17 protein-coding genes are annotated in these 15,591 nt (G+C 50.6%); 8 read left to right on the top strand and 9 right to left on the bottom strand.

The genetic code is table 11. From position 1 onward, the window contains the following. Nucleotides 1-541 precede the first annotated feature (541 nt). Together dtpA and gstA are read left to right on the top strand one after the other, a co-directional pair. Nucleotides 542-2,044 (top strand): dipeptide/tripeptide permease DtpA, encoded by a 1,503-nt coding sequence (gene dtpA / locus C3D30_RS10065; protein ID WP_000100947.1) that lies wholly within the window; start codon nucleotides 542-544, stop codon nucleotides 2,042-2,044. A 105-nt stretch (nucleotides 2,045-2,149) separates the two neighbouring features. Next, complete coding sequence (gene gstA / locus C3D30_RS10070; RefSeq protein WP_000765735.1) at nucleotides 2,150-2,755, top strand: glutathione transferase GstA; 606 nt, start codon at nucleotides 2,150-2,152, stop codon at nucleotides 2,753-2,755. Nucleotides 2,756-2,793: 38 nt separating this feature from the next. Here the strand turns inward: gstA and pdxY are convergent, their stop codons facing one another. From pdxY to anmK, 5 genes are all read right to left on the bottom strand, one after another. Beyond that, nucleotides 2,794-3,654: a pyridoxal kinase PdxY gene (pdxY, locus tag C3D30_RS10075; protein ID WP_000789757.1), complete on the bottom strand. Its 861-nt coding sequence runs from the start codon at nucleotides 3,652-3,654 to the stop codon at nucleotides 2,794-2,796. 60 nt (nucleotides 3,655-3,714) lie between these two features. Next, entirely contained in the window at nucleotides 3,715-4,989 is a 1,275-nt protein-coding gene (gene tyrS, locus C3D30_RS10080) for a tyrosine--tRNA ligase (RefSeq protein ID WP_001516333.1), read from the bottom strand. A 128-nt stretch (nucleotides 4,990-5,117) separates the two neighbouring features. Further along, on the bottom strand, nucleotides 5,118-5,774 hold the full coding sequence (gene pdxH, locus C3D30_RS10085; RefSeq protein WP_001282324.1) for a pyridoxamine 5'-phosphate oxidase: 657 nt from the start codon (nucleotides 5,772-5,774) through the stop codon (nucleotides 5,118-5,120). A 58-nt stretch (nucleotides 5,775-5,832) separates the two neighbouring features. Then, nucleotides 5,833-6,156, bottom strand: a complete 324-nt coding sequence (gene mliC / locus C3D30_RS10090) for a C-type lysozyme inhibitor (protein WP_000734947.1) — start codon at nucleotides 6,154-6,156, stop codon at nucleotides 5,833-5,835. A gap of 90 nt (nucleotides 6,157-6,246) precedes the next feature. Beyond that, entirely contained in the window at nucleotides 6,247-7,368 is a 1,122-nt protein-coding gene (anmK, locus tag C3D30_RS10095) for an anhydro-N-acetylmuramic acid kinase (RefSeq protein ID WP_000835035.1), read from the bottom strand. Between the two features lie 274 nt (nucleotides 7,369-7,642). Between anmK and slyB the strand changes: the two genes are divergently transcribed. Further along, nucleotides 7,643-8,110, top strand: coding sequence for an outer membrane lipoprotein SlyB (slyB, locus tag C3D30_RS10100; RefSeq protein WP_000597203.1), 468 nt, complete (start codon nucleotides 7,643-7,645; stop codon nucleotides 8,108-8,110). A 46-nt stretch (nucleotides 8,111-8,156) separates the two neighbouring features. On the opposite strand, the gene slyA is transcribed toward slyB, so the two are convergent. After that, nucleotides 8,157-8,591 (bottom strand): transcriptional regulator SlyA, encoded by a 435-nt coding sequence (slyA, locus tag C3D30_RS10105; RefSeq protein ID WP_016158207.1) that lies wholly within the window; start codon nucleotides 8,589-8,591, stop codon nucleotides 8,157-8,159. Nucleotides 8,592-8,791: 200 nt separating this feature from the next. On the opposite strand from slyA, the gene C3D30_RS10110 reads away from it, so the two are divergent. Genes C3D30_RS10110 through C3D30_RS10120 form a run of 3 tightly spaced genes read left to right on the top strand, consistent with a single transcriptional unit; the run spans nucleotide 8,792 to nucleotide 11,900 of the window. Further along, on the top strand, nucleotides 8,792-9,028 hold the full coding sequence (locus tag C3D30_RS10110; protein ID WP_000671001.1) for a DUF1656 domain-containing protein: 237 nt from the start codon (nucleotides 8,792-8,794) through the stop codon (nucleotides 9,026-9,028). Nucleotides 9,029-9,030: 2 nt separating this feature from the next. Further along, a complete protein-coding gene (locus C3D30_RS10115) occupies nucleotides 9,031-9,888 on the top strand; it encodes an efflux RND transporter periplasmic adaptor subunit (RefSeq protein WP_105286836.1) in 858 nt (285 codons plus the stop codon). Further along, nucleotides 9,888-11,900 carry an FUSC family protein gene (locus C3D30_RS10120; protein WP_105286837.1) on the top strand — a complete coding sequence of 671 codons (2,013 nt, stop codon included), beginning with the start codon at nucleotides 9,888-9,890 and terminating at the stop codon, nucleotides 11,898-11,900. Before C3D30_RS10115 ends, C3D30_RS10120 begins: the two co-directional genes overlap by 1 nt. Here the strand turns inward: C3D30_RS10120 and sodC are convergent, their stop codons facing one another. The 3 genes from sodC to C3D30_RS10135 form a co-directional block, all read right to left on the bottom strand. Then, the gene (sodC, locus tag C3D30_RS10125) at nucleotides 11,901-12,422 is read right to left on the bottom strand and encodes a superoxide dismutase [Cu-Zn] SodC (protein ID WP_000819797.1); all 522 of its coding nucleotides are present in this window, start codon (nucleotides 12,420-12,422) and stop codon (nucleotides 11,901-11,903) included. A 79-nt stretch (nucleotides 12,423-12,501) separates the two neighbouring features. Then, nucleotides 12,502-13,398 (bottom strand): aldo/keto reductase, encoded by an 897-nt coding sequence (locus tag C3D30_RS10130; protein ID WP_000250648.1) that lies wholly within the window; start codon nucleotides 13,396-13,398, stop codon nucleotides 12,502-12,504. Nucleotides 13,399-13,446: 48 nt separating this feature from the next. Beyond that, nucleotides 13,447-13,686, bottom strand: a complete 240-nt coding sequence (locus C3D30_RS10135) for a DUF1289 domain-containing protein (RefSeq protein WP_046082595.1) — start codon at nucleotides 13,684-13,686, stop codon at nucleotides 13,447-13,449. 102 nt (nucleotides 13,687-13,788) lie between these two features. On the opposite strand from C3D30_RS10135, the gene nemR reads away from it, so the two are divergent. Together nemR and nemA are read left to right on the top strand one after the other, a co-directional pair. Continuing rightward, a complete protein-coding gene (gene nemR, locus C3D30_RS10140) occupies nucleotides 13,789-14,388 on the top strand; it encodes a DNA-binding transcriptional regulator NemR (protein WP_105286838.1) in 600 nt (199 codons plus the stop codon). A gap of 38 nt (nucleotides 14,389-14,426) precedes the next feature. Further along, nucleotides 14,427-15,524 (top strand): N-ethylmaleimide reductase, encoded by a 1,098-nt coding sequence (gene nemA, locus C3D30_RS10145; RefSeq protein ID WP_105286839.1) that lies wholly within the window; start codon nucleotides 14,427-14,429, stop codon nucleotides 15,522-15,524. Nucleotides 15,525-15,591 lie beyond the last annotated feature (67 nt).

The raw sequence follows: 15,591 nt of genomic DNA on the forward strand, positions 1-15,591 counted from the left end.
GTTAATGATGCCGCCTCGCTGCGGCATCATCAGGCAATCCGTTTGTGAATAACCAAAAATGCAGGTTAATTGTTTTTTTAATAGCGAAATTTTCTATCCATTCGTGATCAAGATCACACTGATGCTGAAATGTAAAAACAATGCATTTTAAAAGTTAAATTTGACAAAGCATTGATTCAATCCGTCCTGAAACCTACAAAACATTACACTGGCTATTTTTCAGATAATGGACTATCCCACTACATAAAACACCTTATAGCAGAACATATCGCCAAACTGGAATTATTACCCTATCTCAGTAGTGAAAAAATCTGCCGTTACGTTTTTTGAAAAATTTAACGCTGGATAACATTTCGCGGAGCCGATGAATTCCCCACGCCAGTTATATGTAACAGATTATTACAAAAGACTTGTCTGAAAGTGCAAGATAGTGAACATTACCTGCCGTTTCCCCTCCCACTATAACAATTGCGCGTATGTTTTTTAGACATCACGCGAGAAAGCACCCCCGTTAATATGGGATGTAAAAAAAGAGGTAAAAGTGTCCACTGCAAACCAAAAACCAACAGAAAGCGTTAGTTTGAACGCTTTCAAACAACCGAAGGCGTTCTATCTCATCTTCTCGATTGAGTTATGGGAACGTTTTGGTTATTACGGCCTACAAGGAATTATGGCTGTCTACCTGGTTAAACAACTGGGTATGTCTGAAGCGGATTCAATCACCCTTTTCTCTTCCTTTAGCGCCCTGGTTTATGGTCTGGTCGCTATCGGCGGCTGGTTAGGTGACAAGGTACTGGGTACTAAACGCGTTATTATGCTTGGTGCTATTGTACTGGCCATTGGTTATGCGCTGGTTGCATGGTCTGGTCACGACGCCGGTATCGTCTATATGGGTATGGCGGCCATTGCCGTAGGTAACGGCCTGTTTAAAGCCAACCCGTCTTCGCTGCTCTCTACTTGCTATGAGAAAAACGACCCGCGTCTGGACGGTGCATTTACCATGTACTACATGTCCGTCAACATCGGTTCTTTCTTCTCTATGATTGCAACCCCATGGCTGGCTGCCAAATATGGCTGGAGCGTCGCGTTCGCCCTTAGCGTAGTAGGTCTGTTAATCACTATCGTTAACTTCGCCTTCTGCCAACGCTGGGTTAAGCAGTACGGCTCAAAACCTGACTTTGAACCAGTCAACTACCGTAACCTGCTGCTGACCATTATTGGTGTTGTGGCCCTGATCGCAGTTGCAACCTGGCTGCTGCACAACCAGGAAGTTGCACGTATGGCGCTGGGCGTTGTTGCTCTGGGTATCGTGGTTATCTTCGGTAAAGAAGCGTTTGCCATGAAAGGTGCTGCGCGTCGTAAAATGATCGTTGCCTTCATCCTGATGCTTGAAGCAATCATCTTCTTCGTGCTGTACAGCCAGATGCCGACGTCTCTGAACTTCTTTGCGATTCGTAACGTTGAACACACTATTCTGGGTCTGGCCGTTGAGCCAGAGCAGTATCAGGCGCTGAACCCGTTCTGGATCATCATTGGTAGCCCGATTCTGGCCGCTATCTATAACAAGATGGGCGATACCCTGCCGATGCCGACCAAGTTTGCAATCGGTATGGTGATGTGCTCTGGTGCGTTCCTGATCCTGCCGCTGGGTGCGAAATTCGCGTCTGACGCAGGTATCGTTTCTGTAAGCTGGCTGGTAGCTAGCTACGGCCTGCAGAGTATCGGTGAACTGATGATCTCTGGTCTGGGTCTGGCGATGGTTGCACAGCTCGTTCCGCAGCGTCTGATGGGGTTCATTATGGGTAGCTGGTTCCTGACCACTGCCGGTGCAAACCTGATTGGTGGTTATGTTGCGGGTATGATGGCTGTTCCGGATAACGTAACCGATCCGCTGATGTCGCTGGAAGTGTATGGTCGCGTGTTCTTGCAGATTGGGGTCGCCACTGCCGTTATTGCTGTGCTGATGCTGCTGACCGCGCCGAAACTGCATCGCATGACCCAGGACGATGCTGCAGACAAAGCGGCAAAAGCTGCCGTAGCGTAAATTTCAGGGAAACTCTTTTACAAGCCGCTAACTTTTCGTTAGCGGCTTTTTTTTTGTTCAGCAACGCACTACCATACTTTAAACCACAGCCAAAAGGAGTTACCGATGAAACTGTTCTACAAACCGGGTGCCTGCTCTCTTGCTTCCCATATCACCCTGCGTGAGAGCGGAAAGGACTTTACGCTCGTCAGTGTGGATTTGATGAAAAAACGTCTCGAGAACGGTGATGATTACTTTGCCATTAACCCTAAGGGACAGGTTCCTGCGTTGCTGCTGGACGATGGTACTTTGCTGACGGAAGGCGTAGCAATTATGCAGTATCTTGCCGACAGTGTTCCCGACCGCCAGTTGCTGGCATCGGTAAACAGTATTTCTCGCTATAAAACCATCGAATGGCTGAACTATATCGCCACCGAATTGCATAAAGGGTTCACACCACTGTTCCGCCCGGATACCCCGGAAGAGTATAAACAGGCTGCCCGTGCACAACTGGAGAAAAAGCTACAGTATGTTAACGACGCGCTGAAAGATGAACACTGGATCTGCGGGCAACGTTTCACCATCGCTGATGCCTATCTGTTTACGGTTCTGCGCTGGGCATATGCGGTGAAACTGAATCTGGAGGGTTTAGAGCACATTGCAGCCTTTATGCAGCGTATGGCTGAAAGACCTGCGGTGAAAGCTGCGTTAACGGCGGAAGGATTGCAGTAATCGTCATCGGCCCACAGGAAGCTGTGGGCCGAGGTATTTCAGAGCTTCGTTGCGCTGAAATAGTGTTCCGGTTTGGCTATACGATCTTGCGCGGCAACCACCTGCAGCTCATATTCCTGCATTGCTTTGGTGGTCACCATAATTTCGTATACTGCGGCCGTCACGTGTTCCAGCGCCTCTTGCAGCGTTGCCCCCTGCAACAATTTCACCAGCAGTAAACCGCTCGTCACATCACCAACGCCTACCGGCTGGCGCGTACCGAAATCGACCAGCGGACGGCTGATATGCCAGGCTTCATCGGCAGTAACCAGCAGCATTTCAAAACGATCTGTGCTGTAGCCCGCACGCGCCAGGTGTTTAACCAACACGATTTGTGGCCCTTGCGCAATAAGCTCACGCGCAGCTTTAACGGCCTCTTCGACGTTATGTACTGGATGTTCACAAAGAATTTCCAGCTCGACCAGATTCGGCGCGATGATATCGCTGGCTGGCATACCGTGACGGACATGAAACTCCGCCACGCCCGGCGCAACGATACAGCCTTTTTCCGGATGCCCCATTACTGGATCGCAAAAATATTTCGCTTGTGGATTCGCCGCTTTTACCTGACGGACAATACCGAGGATATGTTCGCCCTGCTCCGCCGATCCCAGATAACCACTGAGTACGGCATCACAGGTGTGTAATTTATCAATGGCGGCAATGCCCTGAACAATTTCGGTTAAATGGCTGGGCGGCATCACACAGCCAGTCCATTTGCCGTATTGAGTGTGATTAGAAAATTGAACGGTATTCAGCGGCCAGACATTCGCGCCCAGGCGGCGCATCGGAAACTCTGCCGCACTGTTACCCGCATGACCATAAACAACGTGAGACTGGATAGCGAGAATATTTTTCATTGTGTTCCCTGTATAAAAATCAGGGGAGTGATTTCTCACTCCCCCTTTCCACTTAGTGCATTATTTCCAGCAAATCAGACAGTAATTCTTTTTGCCGCGACGCAGTAAGGTATAACGACCAAACAGGCGATCTTCTTCTTTAAAGAAGTATTCAGGATCGGACTGTTTTTCACCGTTAATGGTGATGGCATTGGATGCGATAGTTTTACGCGCCTGACCACGGGATGGTTGCAGTTCAGAATCGACCAGCGCCTGCATCAGATCAGCGCCTTTTTCCATCTCAACCATCGGTACGCCGTCCTGCGCCAGCTGTTCAAAGTCCGCTTCGCTAAGCGCACTCAAGGAACCGCTGAACAGACATTCGGTAATACGTTTCGCGGCTTGCAAACCTTCTTCACCGTGAACCAGACGCGTCACCTGCTCCGCCAGCACATACTGGGCGCGCGGTGCTTTACCGCTGTTTTTATCTTCTTCTTCGAGGGCATTGATCTCTTCAATGCTCATGAAGGTGAAGAACTTCAGGAAGCGGTAAACGTCGGCATCAGCGGTGTTGATCCAGAACTGGTAGAACTTGTACGGACTGGTCTTCTTCGGATCCAGCCATACTGCGCCGCCTTCAGTTTTACCAAATTTGGTGCCGTCAGCCTTGGTGATCAGCGGAACGGTCAGGCCAAACACCTGATTCTGATGCAGGCGACGGGTCAGATCGATACCAGAGGTGATGTTACCCCACTGGTCAGAACCGCCAATCTGCAACGTAACACCATACTGTTTATTCAGACAGGCAAAGTCATAGCCCTGCAACAGGTTGTAAGAAAACTCGGTGAACGAAATACCCTGATCTTCACGGTTGAGACGCTGCTTAACCGCTTCTTTGTTGATCATCTGGTTAACGGAGAAGTGCTTACCGATATCGCGCAGGAAGGTCAGCACATTCATATTGCCGAACCAGTCATAGTTGTTCGCGGCGATAGCAGAATTTTCTCCACAGTCGAAATCGAGGAACGGGGCAACCTGCTTGCGGATTTTGTCCACCCACTCCTGAACAGTTTCTTCGGTGTTCAGCTTACGCTCGGCAGCTTTGAAGCTCGGGTCGCCAATCAGACCTGTCGCGCCGCCTACCAGCGCAACCGGCTTGTGGCCCGCCTGCTGGAAGCGTTTCAGGCATAACAATGGAACAAGATGCCCCAAATGCAAGCTGTCAGCGGTAGGATCGAAGCCGCAATAGAGCGCGATCGGGCCTTGCGCCAGTCGCTCTGCTAACGCTTCTTCGTCCGTCACCTGGGCCACCAGCCCCCGCTCTTGCAATTGTTTAATCAAGTTACTGCTTGCCATCAAAATCTCCATGTATATAACGACTGCACCTTTGCCGGTACACGACTTTTCGCCAGATGCGAAAGAGACATAGAATAAAGTGCCGGAATCAGGAGTGCCAGCGATTAAAGCAAGATTTTTGCATCTTTTCAGGGTGCGAGACGATCGATTTTCCACGCCTCATTTTCACGCTGGTACAAAAAGCGGTCATGCAGACGATGCTCACCGCCCTGCCAGAACTCAACCTGCTCAAGACTTACGCGGAAACCGCCCCAGAAACTCGGTAACGGGACGTCGCCCTGCTGAAACTTCTGCTTCAGCTCAAGGAATTTGCTCTCAAGGATCCCTCGCGCGGAAATACGGCTGGACTGCTTAGATACCCACGCGCCAATCTGGCTATCGCGCGGACGACTATGAAAATATTTCATCACTTCGAGAGTCGAAAGACGCTCCGCTTTACCGGTCACCATCACCTGGCGTTCAAGAGTATGCCACGGGAAAAGCAGGCTAACGCGCGGGTTATTTTCGATTTGATGCGCTTTGCGACTGCCGAGATTGGTGTAAAACACCATCCCTTTTTCGTCGTAATGTTTGAGTAACACGATGCGCTGATAAGGCTGACCATGTTCATCAACGGTTGCGACGACCATCGCAGTGGGGTCAACCAGTTTGGCTTCACAGGCCTGGGAGAGCCAGCGTTCAAAAAGGGTTAAAGGATCGGCGGGAAGATCGCGGCGGCGTAAACCGCCTTTGGTGTATTCACGGCGCAGATGCGCGATTTGCTGCAATTCGTCGTTATCAGACATGGTTTTCTTTACGGATTGTCAGTGGGTGACGCTATTGTGCGCCGCCCCTGGAAAAATCTCAACGCTGCGGATTTTGTAACTGACAGTTATTCAAGACGATGCGGTCACGCTTATAGACCGTTGCCTCATCACCTTTTGACCAGAAAACATAAATGCCATCGGTATAACGTGCGCCAGAGGCTGAAATGCCCTGTTTAAGGTGAATTAATTGATTGTCGTAGACAAAACTGACTTCCTGACGCGGATTATTCAGTTTTACCGTCAACGGTTTTTCATCACACTGGTATTCCAGCGTATCAGTTTGCATACGTTCAACCAGTTGATTAAACGCGCCACAGCCAGTGAGAAGCACCGGCAAACAGATCAGTAACAGTTTTTTCATAAACACATCCCGAAGACTTTCCTGGTCCGGAGAGCAAAACGCTCTCCTCAACTTCCAAGTGTAACGGCAGACGCAGTAGGAAAAATTCAGTTAACTCTGATATCGCGGGTTTGCAGGGAAAATTGCGCCCAGCACCGTCGCCTCGCTTGCGCCGGTGACCGAAGGCAGGTTGCCTGGCAGCCCCGCCAGCGTCCGCCAGGCAAGCCACGCGAAGGCCAATGCTTCCATGTCATCACCACTAATGCCAACGGCGTCAGTGGTGGTCACTTCGGTTCCTGGCAGCAAAGCAGCAAGTCGCGTCATCACCAATGGATTACGGCTTCCGCCACCACAGACCATCAAACGATCGCAGCCGCCACTCAATAATACCTGTTCAGAAATGGTCACGGCGGTAAGTTCCGCCAGCGTTGCCTGGACATCGCGCGCATCAACACCCGGGAATTGACGCAGATGGCGCTCCAGCCAGCCATAGTTAAAGTATTCGCGCCCGGTGCTTTTTGGCGCGGATTGGGAAAAATACGCATCACTAAGCATATTCTGCAACAGCGGCAAAATGACTTTACCCGCCCGCGCCCACTCAGCATCTTTATCGTAAGGTTTACCGGCCTGACGCCAGATCCACGCATCCATCAACATGTTACCCGGCCCGGTATCGTACCCCCCCACCGGCTGCCCTGGAATCAACAACGACAAATTGGCGATACCACCAATGTTGAGAACCATTCGCCGCTCCGTCGGATGAGCCAGTAATGCGTGATGAAACGCTGGCACCAGCGGCGCCCCCTGCCCACCTAAGGCAATATCGCGACGGCGAAAATCACCAACGACAGTAATTCCAGTGCGCGCCACAATTTGATTGTTATCACCAATCTGTAGAGTATGCGGTGCAACGCCAGTAGGTTCGTGCCAGACAGTCTGTCCGTGACACCCGATGGCGACGATATCTTTTGGCTGCAAATTTTCTTGCTTGAGCAGTGCGTTAACGGCATCGGCAAACAAGCGACCAAGTTGAGTATCCAGTTGACCGAACTGAGAAAGCGTAAGCTGCTGCCCCTGACAAATATCCAGTACTGCTTGTTTAAGTGATGGGGGAATCGGCCAGCTCAAACTTGCCAACTGCGCCACCCTGTGTTCATCGATAGTCGCCAGTACAACATCGACACCATCCAGACTAGTGCCTGACATTACGCCAATAAAGCGGCCTGATTTCATAGTTCATCCTTTTTCAACCTGTCGTTTGCGCTCCACTCAAACACAAACCTCTCACGAATTCCATGCATGAGCGCCGATTTTTACCATTACCAGGAAAACATTATATTCATATCAATAATTACTATGAATGTTTTGTTTATACTTGGTTAACCGTATTCTAATTATGATTCCATCATGTTTTAGTGGAACATGTAATCATAGTTATACCAATGCCATTTACTTTGGCCATGAGGGATGCTTGTGAGGCGTTTCATGGTAATCAGGAGATTTTTCAATGATTAAGCGCGTACTGGTTGTATCAATGGTAGGTCTGTCTCTTGTCGGTTGTGTTAATAACGATACCCTTTCTGGCGATGTCTATACCGCCTCTGAAGCGAAGCAAGTGCAGAATGTCAGCTATGGCACAATCGTTAATGTACGACAGGTACAAATTCAGGGCGGTGATGATTCCAACGTTATCGGCGCAATTGGCGGTGCGGTTCTCGGTGGCTTCCTTGGGAATACCGTTGGTGGCGGAACAGGGCGTTCTCTGGCAACTGCGGCAGGCGCTATCGCAGGTGGCGTAGCTGGTCAGGGCGTGCAGAGCGCAATGAACAAAACTCAGGGTGTGGAGTTGGAAATTCGTAAAGATGATGGCAACACCATTATGGTGGTACAGAAACAGGGCAATACCCACTTCTCTCCGGGACAACGTGTTATTCTGGCCAGCAACGGTAGCCAGGTGACGGTTTCCCCGCGCTAAACAAGTTGACGTGTGGTCAGGTCACTGACCACACGCCCCTTTCATTTCACCCTTTGGCCTGTAACTCAGTGATATTATGCTCAAGTTTTGCAATGAGTTTAATCAACTGTTCTACTTCCTCTGCGGAAATTCCATGCAATATTTCCGCCCGGGTTTTGTTAATAACCGCTTCCATTTCGCTAATCAGCGGCTCCGCTTTTTCCGTCAGTTTAATACGTTTAGCCCGACGATCGCTGGCGCAAGTTTGACGCGAAATTAACCCTTTTTCTTCCAGTTGGTCCAGCGTACGAACCAGTGAAGGCTGCTCAATGCCGATCGCTTTTGCCAGTTGAATTTGCGACTGGTCTGGAGGTAACTGATGAATATTGTGCAACGTTACCCAATGGGTTTGCGTTAACTCCAGCGGTTTCAGGCGATGGTCTATCAGAGCACGCCATATGCGCACCAACCGTGCCAGATCAGAACCTAGTGGCGATTCCAATTTCATCTCCTTATAATTAGCTTGCTAAGATATTATACAGCTTTTAGAATAGTGTGCAGCAATTGTATTGCTAAAACAAATGTATTGCTGCATTTGCTTACCGTCAGACATGCTTTTCAGAAATTGCGCGTAACTTTTTCGCACTTAAAGAATATTTATTAATCTAACGCAATATATTCGGTCGTAAAGGAATCTATTTTGTGAAGTTTATGCTTAATGCAACGGGATTGCCCTTACAAGATCTGGTGTTCGGTGCGTCCGTCTATTTTCCTCCGTTTTTCAAAGCGTTCGCGCTTGGATTTGTCCTCTGGCTTGTCATACACCGCCTGCTTCGCGGCTGGATCTACGCCGGTGACATCTGGCATCCCTTGTTAATGGATTTATCGCTGTTTGCGATTTGCGTTTGCCTTGCTCTGGCAATACTGATTGCGTGGTAACTATGTCAATTAAAACAATTAAGTATTTCTCAACAATTATTGTAGCGGTTGTTGCGATTCTTGCCGGATGGTGGCTATGGAACTATTACATGCAGTCACCGTGGACACGCGATGGAAAAATACGTGCAGAACAGGTTTCTATCACGCCACAGGTGTCTGGACGTATTGTTGCGATGAATATAAAAGACAACCAGTTGGTTAATACTGGTGATATTTTGCTCACCATCGATAAAACGCCCTTTCAGATAGCCGAACTGAACGCCCAGGCACAGTTAACGAAAGCGCAATCTGACCTCGCCAAAGCCAATAACGAAGCTAACCGTCGCCGTCATCTCTCACATAATTTTATCTCTGCCGAAGAGCTGGATACCGCTAACCTCAATGTTAAAGCGATGCAGGCCAGTGTTGATGCCGCACAGGCGACGCTTAAACAGGCACAATGGCAACTGGCGCAAACGGAAATTCGCGCTCCGGTGAGTGGATGGGTAACTAATCTCACTACCCGCATCGGCGACTACGCCGACACCGGAAAACCCCTGTTTGCCCTGGTGGATAGCCATTCGTTTTACGTCATTGGTTATTTTGAAGAAACCAAATTGCGCCATATCCACGACGGTGCACCAGCACAAATTACGCTCTATAGCGACAACAAAACGTTACAGGGTCACGTTTCCAGTATCGGTCGGGCGATTTATGATCAGAGCGTTGAAAGTGATTCCAGCCTGATTCCTGATGTGAAACCTAACGTCCCCTGGGTACGTCTCGCCCAACGCGTTCCCGTCCGCTTTGCTCTGGATAAAGTCCCCAGCGATGTCACGCTGGTGTCGGGCACCACCTGTAGCATCGCCGTAGGTCAATAATGAGCGCATCGCCATGGTTCTTGCGCAATTTGCCCTGGTTCAGGGCCACGCTGGCGCAATGGCGTTATGCGTTACGCAATACCATTGCCATGTGCCTGGCGCTGACGGTTGCCTATTATTTAAATCTCGATGAACCCTACTGGGCGATGACCTCGGCTGCGGTGGTAAGCTTCCCCACCGTTGGTGGTGTCATCAGCAAAAGCCTCGGACGCATCGCTGGCAGTTTGCTGGGAGCCATTGCGGCACTGATTCTTGCCGGGCATACGCTTAACGAGCCGTGGTTTTTTCTATTGAGCATGTCGGCGTGGCTTGGTTTTTGTACCTGGGCTTGCGCGCACTTCACGAATAACGTGGCGTATGCCTTCCAACTGGCGGGCTACACTGCGGCCATTATCGCCTTTCCGATGGTCAATATCACGGAAGCAAGCCAGTTATGGGATATCGCTCAGGCGCGCGTTTGCGAAGTCATCGTCGGTATTCTTTGCGGCGGCATGATGATGATGATCCTGCCGAGTAGTTCCGACGCCACCGCGCTTTTAACCGCGTTAAAAAACATGCATGCCCGTTTACTGGAACATGCCAGCTTGCTCTGGCAGCCTGAAACAACCGATGCCATTCGCACAGCACACGAAGGAATTATTGGTCAAATATTAACCATGAATTTGCTGCGCATTCAGGCGTTCTGGAGTCACTATCGTTTCCGCCAGCAAAATGCACGCCTGAATGCGCTACTCCACCAGCAATTACGCATGACCAGCGTCATCTCCAGCCTGCGACGTATGTTGCTCAACTGGTCATCAACGCCCGCCGCCACTCGTGAAATTCTCGAACAGTTGCTGACGGCGCTTGCCAGTTCGCAAACTGATTTTTACACCGTCGCACGTATCATTGCCCCACTGCGCCCAACCAACGCCGCCGACTATCGGCACGTCGCCTTCTGGCAGCGACTACGCTATTTTTGCCGCCTTTATCTGCAAAGTAGTCAGGAACTACATCGTCTGGAAAGCGGTACAGATGATCGAGCCAGACTCCCACGAACAGCCGGCCTGGCACGTCATACCGATAACGCCGAAGCAATGTGGAGTGGACTGCGCACATTTTGTACGTTGATGATAATTGGCGCATGGAGTATTGCCTCGCAATGGGATGCCGGTGCCAATGCATTAACACTGGCAGCAATTAGCTGCGTACTCTACTCCGCCGTCGCGGCACCGTTTAAGTCACTGTCGCTACTTATGCGCACGCTGGTATTACTTTCGCTATTTAGCTTTGTGGTTAAGTTTGGTCTGATGGTTCAGATTAGCGATCTGTGGCAATTTTTGCTGTTTCTCTTCCCGCTACTGGCAACGATGCAACTTCTCAAATTACAGATGCCCAAATTTGCCGCGCTGTGGGGACAACTGATTGTATTTATGGGTTCGTTCATCGCTGTCACTAATCCACCGGTGTATGATTTTGCTGACTTTCTTAACGATAATCTGGCGAAAATTGTTGGCGTGGCGTTGGCGTGGTTAGCGTTCGCCATTCTGCGTCCAGGATCGGATGCTCGTAAAAGCCGCCGACATATTCGCGCGCTGCGCCGGGATTTTGTCGACCAACTAAGCCGCCATCCAACCCTGAGTGAAAGCGAATTTGAATCGCTTACTTATCACCACGTTAGTCAGTTGAGCAACAGCCAGGATGCACTGGCTCGCCGTTGGTTATTACGCTGGGGCGTGGTGCTGCTGAACTGTTCACATGTTGTCTGGCAATTGCGGGACTGGGAGTCGCGTTCCGATCCGTTATCGCGAGTGCGGGATAACTGTATTTTGCTGTTGCGGGGAGTAATGAGTGAGCGTGGCGTTCAGCAAAAATCACTAGCGGCCACACTTGAAGAATTACAGCGGATATGCGATAGCCTTGCCCACCATCATCAACCCGCTGCCCGTGAGCTGGCGGCGATTGTCTGGCGTCTGTACTGCTCGCTTTCGCAACTTGAGCAAGCGCCGCCGCAAGGTACGCTGACCTCTTAATTACTTAATAACACCACAGGCATAGCGTTCACCGCCACCGCCCAGCGGTTTTGGTTGATCGGACATATTATCGCCGCCAACGTGGATCATCAGCGCCTTATCTTTGATTTCATCAAGTGATTTCAGACGAGGCGCAATGACGGCATCGGTTGCTTTACCGTCATTGTTAACTACCAGTGCAGGCAGATCGCCTAAGTGTCCTGCACCTTCTGGCCCTTCATGCTTACCGGTATTTTGTGGATCAAGATGCCCGCCTGCGGATTCTGCGGCGCTGGCTTTGCCATCTTTCGTTGCTGGCTGGCAGCTTCCTTTGGCATGAATATGGAAGCCATGCTCACCGGGTGGTAATGCTTTCAGATCGGGTGAAAACTCCAGACCTTTATCGGTTTCAGTAATCGTTACACTACCGATTGACTGCCCAACCCCTTGCGACGTGACGAGGTTCATCTCGACTTTTTCACTGGCAGCTTGTGCGCCGGTTGCAACAACCAGCGCCAGAATGGCCAGACTAAAACGTTTCATAGGACCTCCGTTCAATGTGCATACCCGTTAAGTGTAAACCAGTGACACATATTTGAACGGCGGCTATTCCTAAAAGTGTTTACGGTACGTCGTAACCCAGTGCCGCTTTACGGATACGGAACCATTGTTGGCGGGTCATTTTCAATGCTTCCGCTTCGACAGCAGCCCGCACACGCTCAATTTTACCGGAGCCGATAATCGGCAGCGGCTGCGATGGCAGACGCAATATCCAGGCATAAACCACCTGCTCGATAGAGCCCGCGTTTAATTCTTCCGCCACCACAGCAAGTTCATCACGTAGCGGCCTGAAATAATCATCATTAAACAGACGACCACCGCCAAGACAAGACCAGGCCATCGGGCGAATACGCAGTTGTTGCAGTTGATCAAGCGTGCCATCCAGCAGTAACGGCTGATGCACCGGGGATATTTCCACCTGATTAGTGGCAAGGGTAAACGGCAGACGCGATTGCAACAGCGCAAATTGCGCAGGCGTGAAGTTGGATACGCCAAAATGGCGTACTTTTCCGCTCTGATGCAGATGTTTAAACGCATCTGCCACTTCATCGGCATCCATGAGCGGGTCGGGGCGATGGATCAGGAGCAGATCCAGATGATCGGTCGCAAGATTAATCAGCGACTGTTCGGCGCTCTTAATGATGTGATCGCGATCAGTGATGTAATGACCAATGACGTTTTCTTCACGCGCGGTCGTCGCGATACCGCATTTGCTGACAATTTCCATTCGTTCACGCAAATGAGGCGCCAGTTTCAACGCCTCGCCAAACGCCGCTTCGCACTGATAACCGCCATAAATATCAGCGTGGTCCACGGTAGTCACGCCGAGATCCAGATGCTCTTCAATAAAACTGACTAACTGGCGAGCGGACATATTCCAGTCCATCAGTCGCCAGTAGCCCATCACGAAACGTGAAAACTCCGGGCCTTGCGGCGCAATAGTAATACGCTGAACCATAATCGCTTCCTCTTATCAGATATGAGAGGAGTATACGCAAGATTATGCTCAAAAGAGTGATGGTTGCTCCGGTTCGTCTGATGACGCTGGCTTATTTGCACGTAATTTACGCGTAAGTCGTTGCCGACAAAGGCGCAGCACCTCTTGTTTTTCGCCATCACTCATTTTATTCCAGTTAAAACGCTCATCCCGGCTACGAAAACAGCCGCGACAAAATCCGCGTTCATCAGACTGGCAAATTCCCCGGCACGGGCTCTGGACGGGAAAGAACTCTAATTGCTCCGCCATTTCGCCCTCCTGAGATGAGATTATTACCACTATTGAAGCTGTTAATGCCCAAAGTAGCAACTTTGCTTGCACTAGACCGACTGGTCTACTACACTCGAACGCATGAACAAACACACCGAACATGATACTCGCGAACACCTCCTGGCTACGGGTGAGCAACTTTGCCTGCAACGTGGATTCACCGGGATGGGGCTAAGCGAATTACTAAAAACCGCTGAAGTGCCGAAAGGGTCGTTCTATCACTACTTTCGCTCTAAAGAAGCGTTTGGCGTTGCCATGCTTGAGCGTCATTACGCGGCATATCACCTGCGACTGACGGAGTTACTGCATTCCGGTGAAGGTAACTACCGCGACCGCATTCTGGCTTATTACCAGCAGACGCTTAATCAGTTTTGCCAGCATGGAACTATCAGCGGATGCCTGACAGTAAAGCTCTCTGCCGAAGTGTGTGACCTGTCAGAAGATATGCGCAGCGCAATGGATAAAGGTGCACGCCAGGTAATCGCCCTGCTCGCCCAGGCACTGGAAAATGGCCGTGCCAGCCACTGTTTAACCTTTTGTGGCGAACCGCTGCAACAGGCGCAAGTACTTTACGCGCTGTGGCTGGGCGCAAATCTGCAGGCCAAAATTTCACGCAGTTCCGGGCCACTGGAAAACGCGCTAACACATGTAAAAACCATTATTGCGACGCCTGCCGTTTAGCAGGCATTTTTTTCATCACCAGACGACCGGGAGCCTTTATGTCATCTGAAAAACTGTATTCTCCACTAAAAGTGGGCGCGATCACGGTGGCAAACCGTATTTTTATGGCCCCTCTGACGCGTCTGCGCAGCATTGAACCGGGTGATATCCCTACTCCGTTGATGGCGGAATACTATCGCCAACGTGCCAGTGCCGGTTTGATTATTAGCGAAGCCACTCAAGTTTCCGCTCAGGCAAAAGGGTATGCGGGCGCACCTGGCATTCATAGCCCAGAGCAAATCGCAGCATGGAAAAAAATCACCGCTGGTGTTCATGCTGAAAATGGTCATATCGCCGTACAGCTTTGGCATACGGGGCGCATTTCTCACGCCAGCCTGCAACCTGGCGGCCAGGCTCCGGTAGCACCTTCGGCACTTAGTGCGGGAACCCGTACTTCTCTGCGCGATGAAAATGGTCAGGCGATCCGTGTCGAGACATCTATGCCGCGTGCACTGGGACTGGAAGAGATTCCGGGTATCGTCAATGATTTTCGCCAGGCCATCGCTAACGCCCGTGAAGCCGGTTTTGATCTGGTGGAGCTTCACTCCGCTCACGGGTATTTACTGCATCAGTTCCTGTCGCCTTCTTCAAACCATCGTACCGATCAGTACGGCGGTAGCGTGGAAAATCGCGCACGCCTGGTACTGGAAGTCGTTGATGCCGGAATAAAAGAATGGGGTGCCGATCGCATTGGCATTCGCGTTTCGCCAATCGGTACTTTCCAGAATACCGATAACGGCCCGAATGAAGAAGCCGATGCGCTGTATCTGATTGAACAACTGGGCAAACGCGGCATTGCTTATCTGCATATGTCAGAACCAGACTGGGCAGGCGGCAAACCATATACCGAGGCTTTCCGCGAAAAAGTACGCGCCCGTTTCCACGGTCCAATTATCGGGGCTGGTGCATATACGGTAGAAAAAGCAGAAACGCTGATCGGCAAAGGGTTAATTGATGCGGTGGCATTTGGTCGTGACTGGATTGCAAACCCGGATCTGGTCGCCCGCTTGCAGCGCAAAGCTGAGCTTAACCCACAGCGTGCCGAAAGTTTCTACGGTGGCGGCGCGGAAGGCTATACCGATTACCCTACGCTGTAATCCAACATTGCGAGCGGCGCAAACCCGCCGCTATACTAAAACAACATTTTGAATCTGTTAGCCATTT

Origin of the sequence: Escherichia sp. MOD1-EC5433, assembly GCF_002966005.1 — a bacterium.
GTDB lineage: Bacteria > Pseudomonadota > Gammaproteobacteria > Enterobacterales > Enterobacteriaceae > Escherichia > Escherichia ruysiae.

Coding starts and splice junctions, on each gene's coding strand:
- gstA (WP_000765735.1), top strand. CDS start 2,150: ATGAAACTGTTCTACAAACCGGGTGCCTGCTCTCTTGCTTCCCATATC.
- pdxY (WP_000789757.1), bottom strand. CDS start 3,654: ATGAAAAATATTCTCGCTATCCAGTCTCACGTTGTTTATGGTCATGCG.
- tyrS (WP_001516333.1), bottom strand. CDS start 4,989: ATGGCAAGCAGTAACTTGATTAAACAATTGCAAGAGCGGGGGCTGGTG.
- pdxH (WP_001282324.1), bottom strand. CDS start 5,774: ATGTCTGATAACGACGAATTGCAGCAAATCGCGCATCTGCGCCGTGAA.
- mliC (WP_000734947.1), bottom strand. CDS start 6,156: ATGAAAAAACTGTTACTGATCTGTTTGCCGGTGCTTCTCACTGGCTGT.
- anmK (WP_000835035.1), bottom strand. CDS start 7,368: ATGAAATCAGGCCGCTTTATTGGCGTAATGTCAGGCACTAGTCTGGAT.
- slyB (WP_000597203.1), top strand. CDS start 7,643: ATGATTAAGCGCGTACTGGTTGTATCAATGGTAGGTCTGTCTCTTGTC.
- C3D30_RS10115 (WP_105286836.1), top strand. CDS start 9,031: ATGTCAATTAAAACAATTAAGTATTTCTCAACAATTATTGTAGCGGTT.
- C3D30_RS10120 (WP_105286837.1), top strand. CDS start 9,888: ATGAGCGCATCGCCATGGTTCTTGCGCAATTTGCCCTGGTTCAGGGCC.
- sodC (WP_000819797.1), bottom strand. CDS start 12,422: ATGAAACGTTTTAGTCTGGCCATTCTGGCGCTGGTTGTTGCAACCGGC.
- C3D30_RS10130 (WP_000250648.1), bottom strand. CDS start 13,398: ATGGTTCAGCGTATTACTATTGCGCCGCAAGGCCCGGAGTTTTCACGT.
- C3D30_RS10135 (WP_046082595.1), bottom strand. CDS start 13,686: ATGGCGGAGCAATTAGAGTTCTTTCCCGTCCAGAGCCCGTGCCGGGGA.
- nemR (WP_105286838.1), top strand. CDS start 13,789: ATGAACAAACACACCGAACATGATACTCGCGAACACCTCCTGGCTACG.
- nemA (WP_105286839.1), top strand. CDS start 14,427: ATGTCATCTGAAAAACTGTATTCTCCACTAAAAGTGGGCGCGATCACG.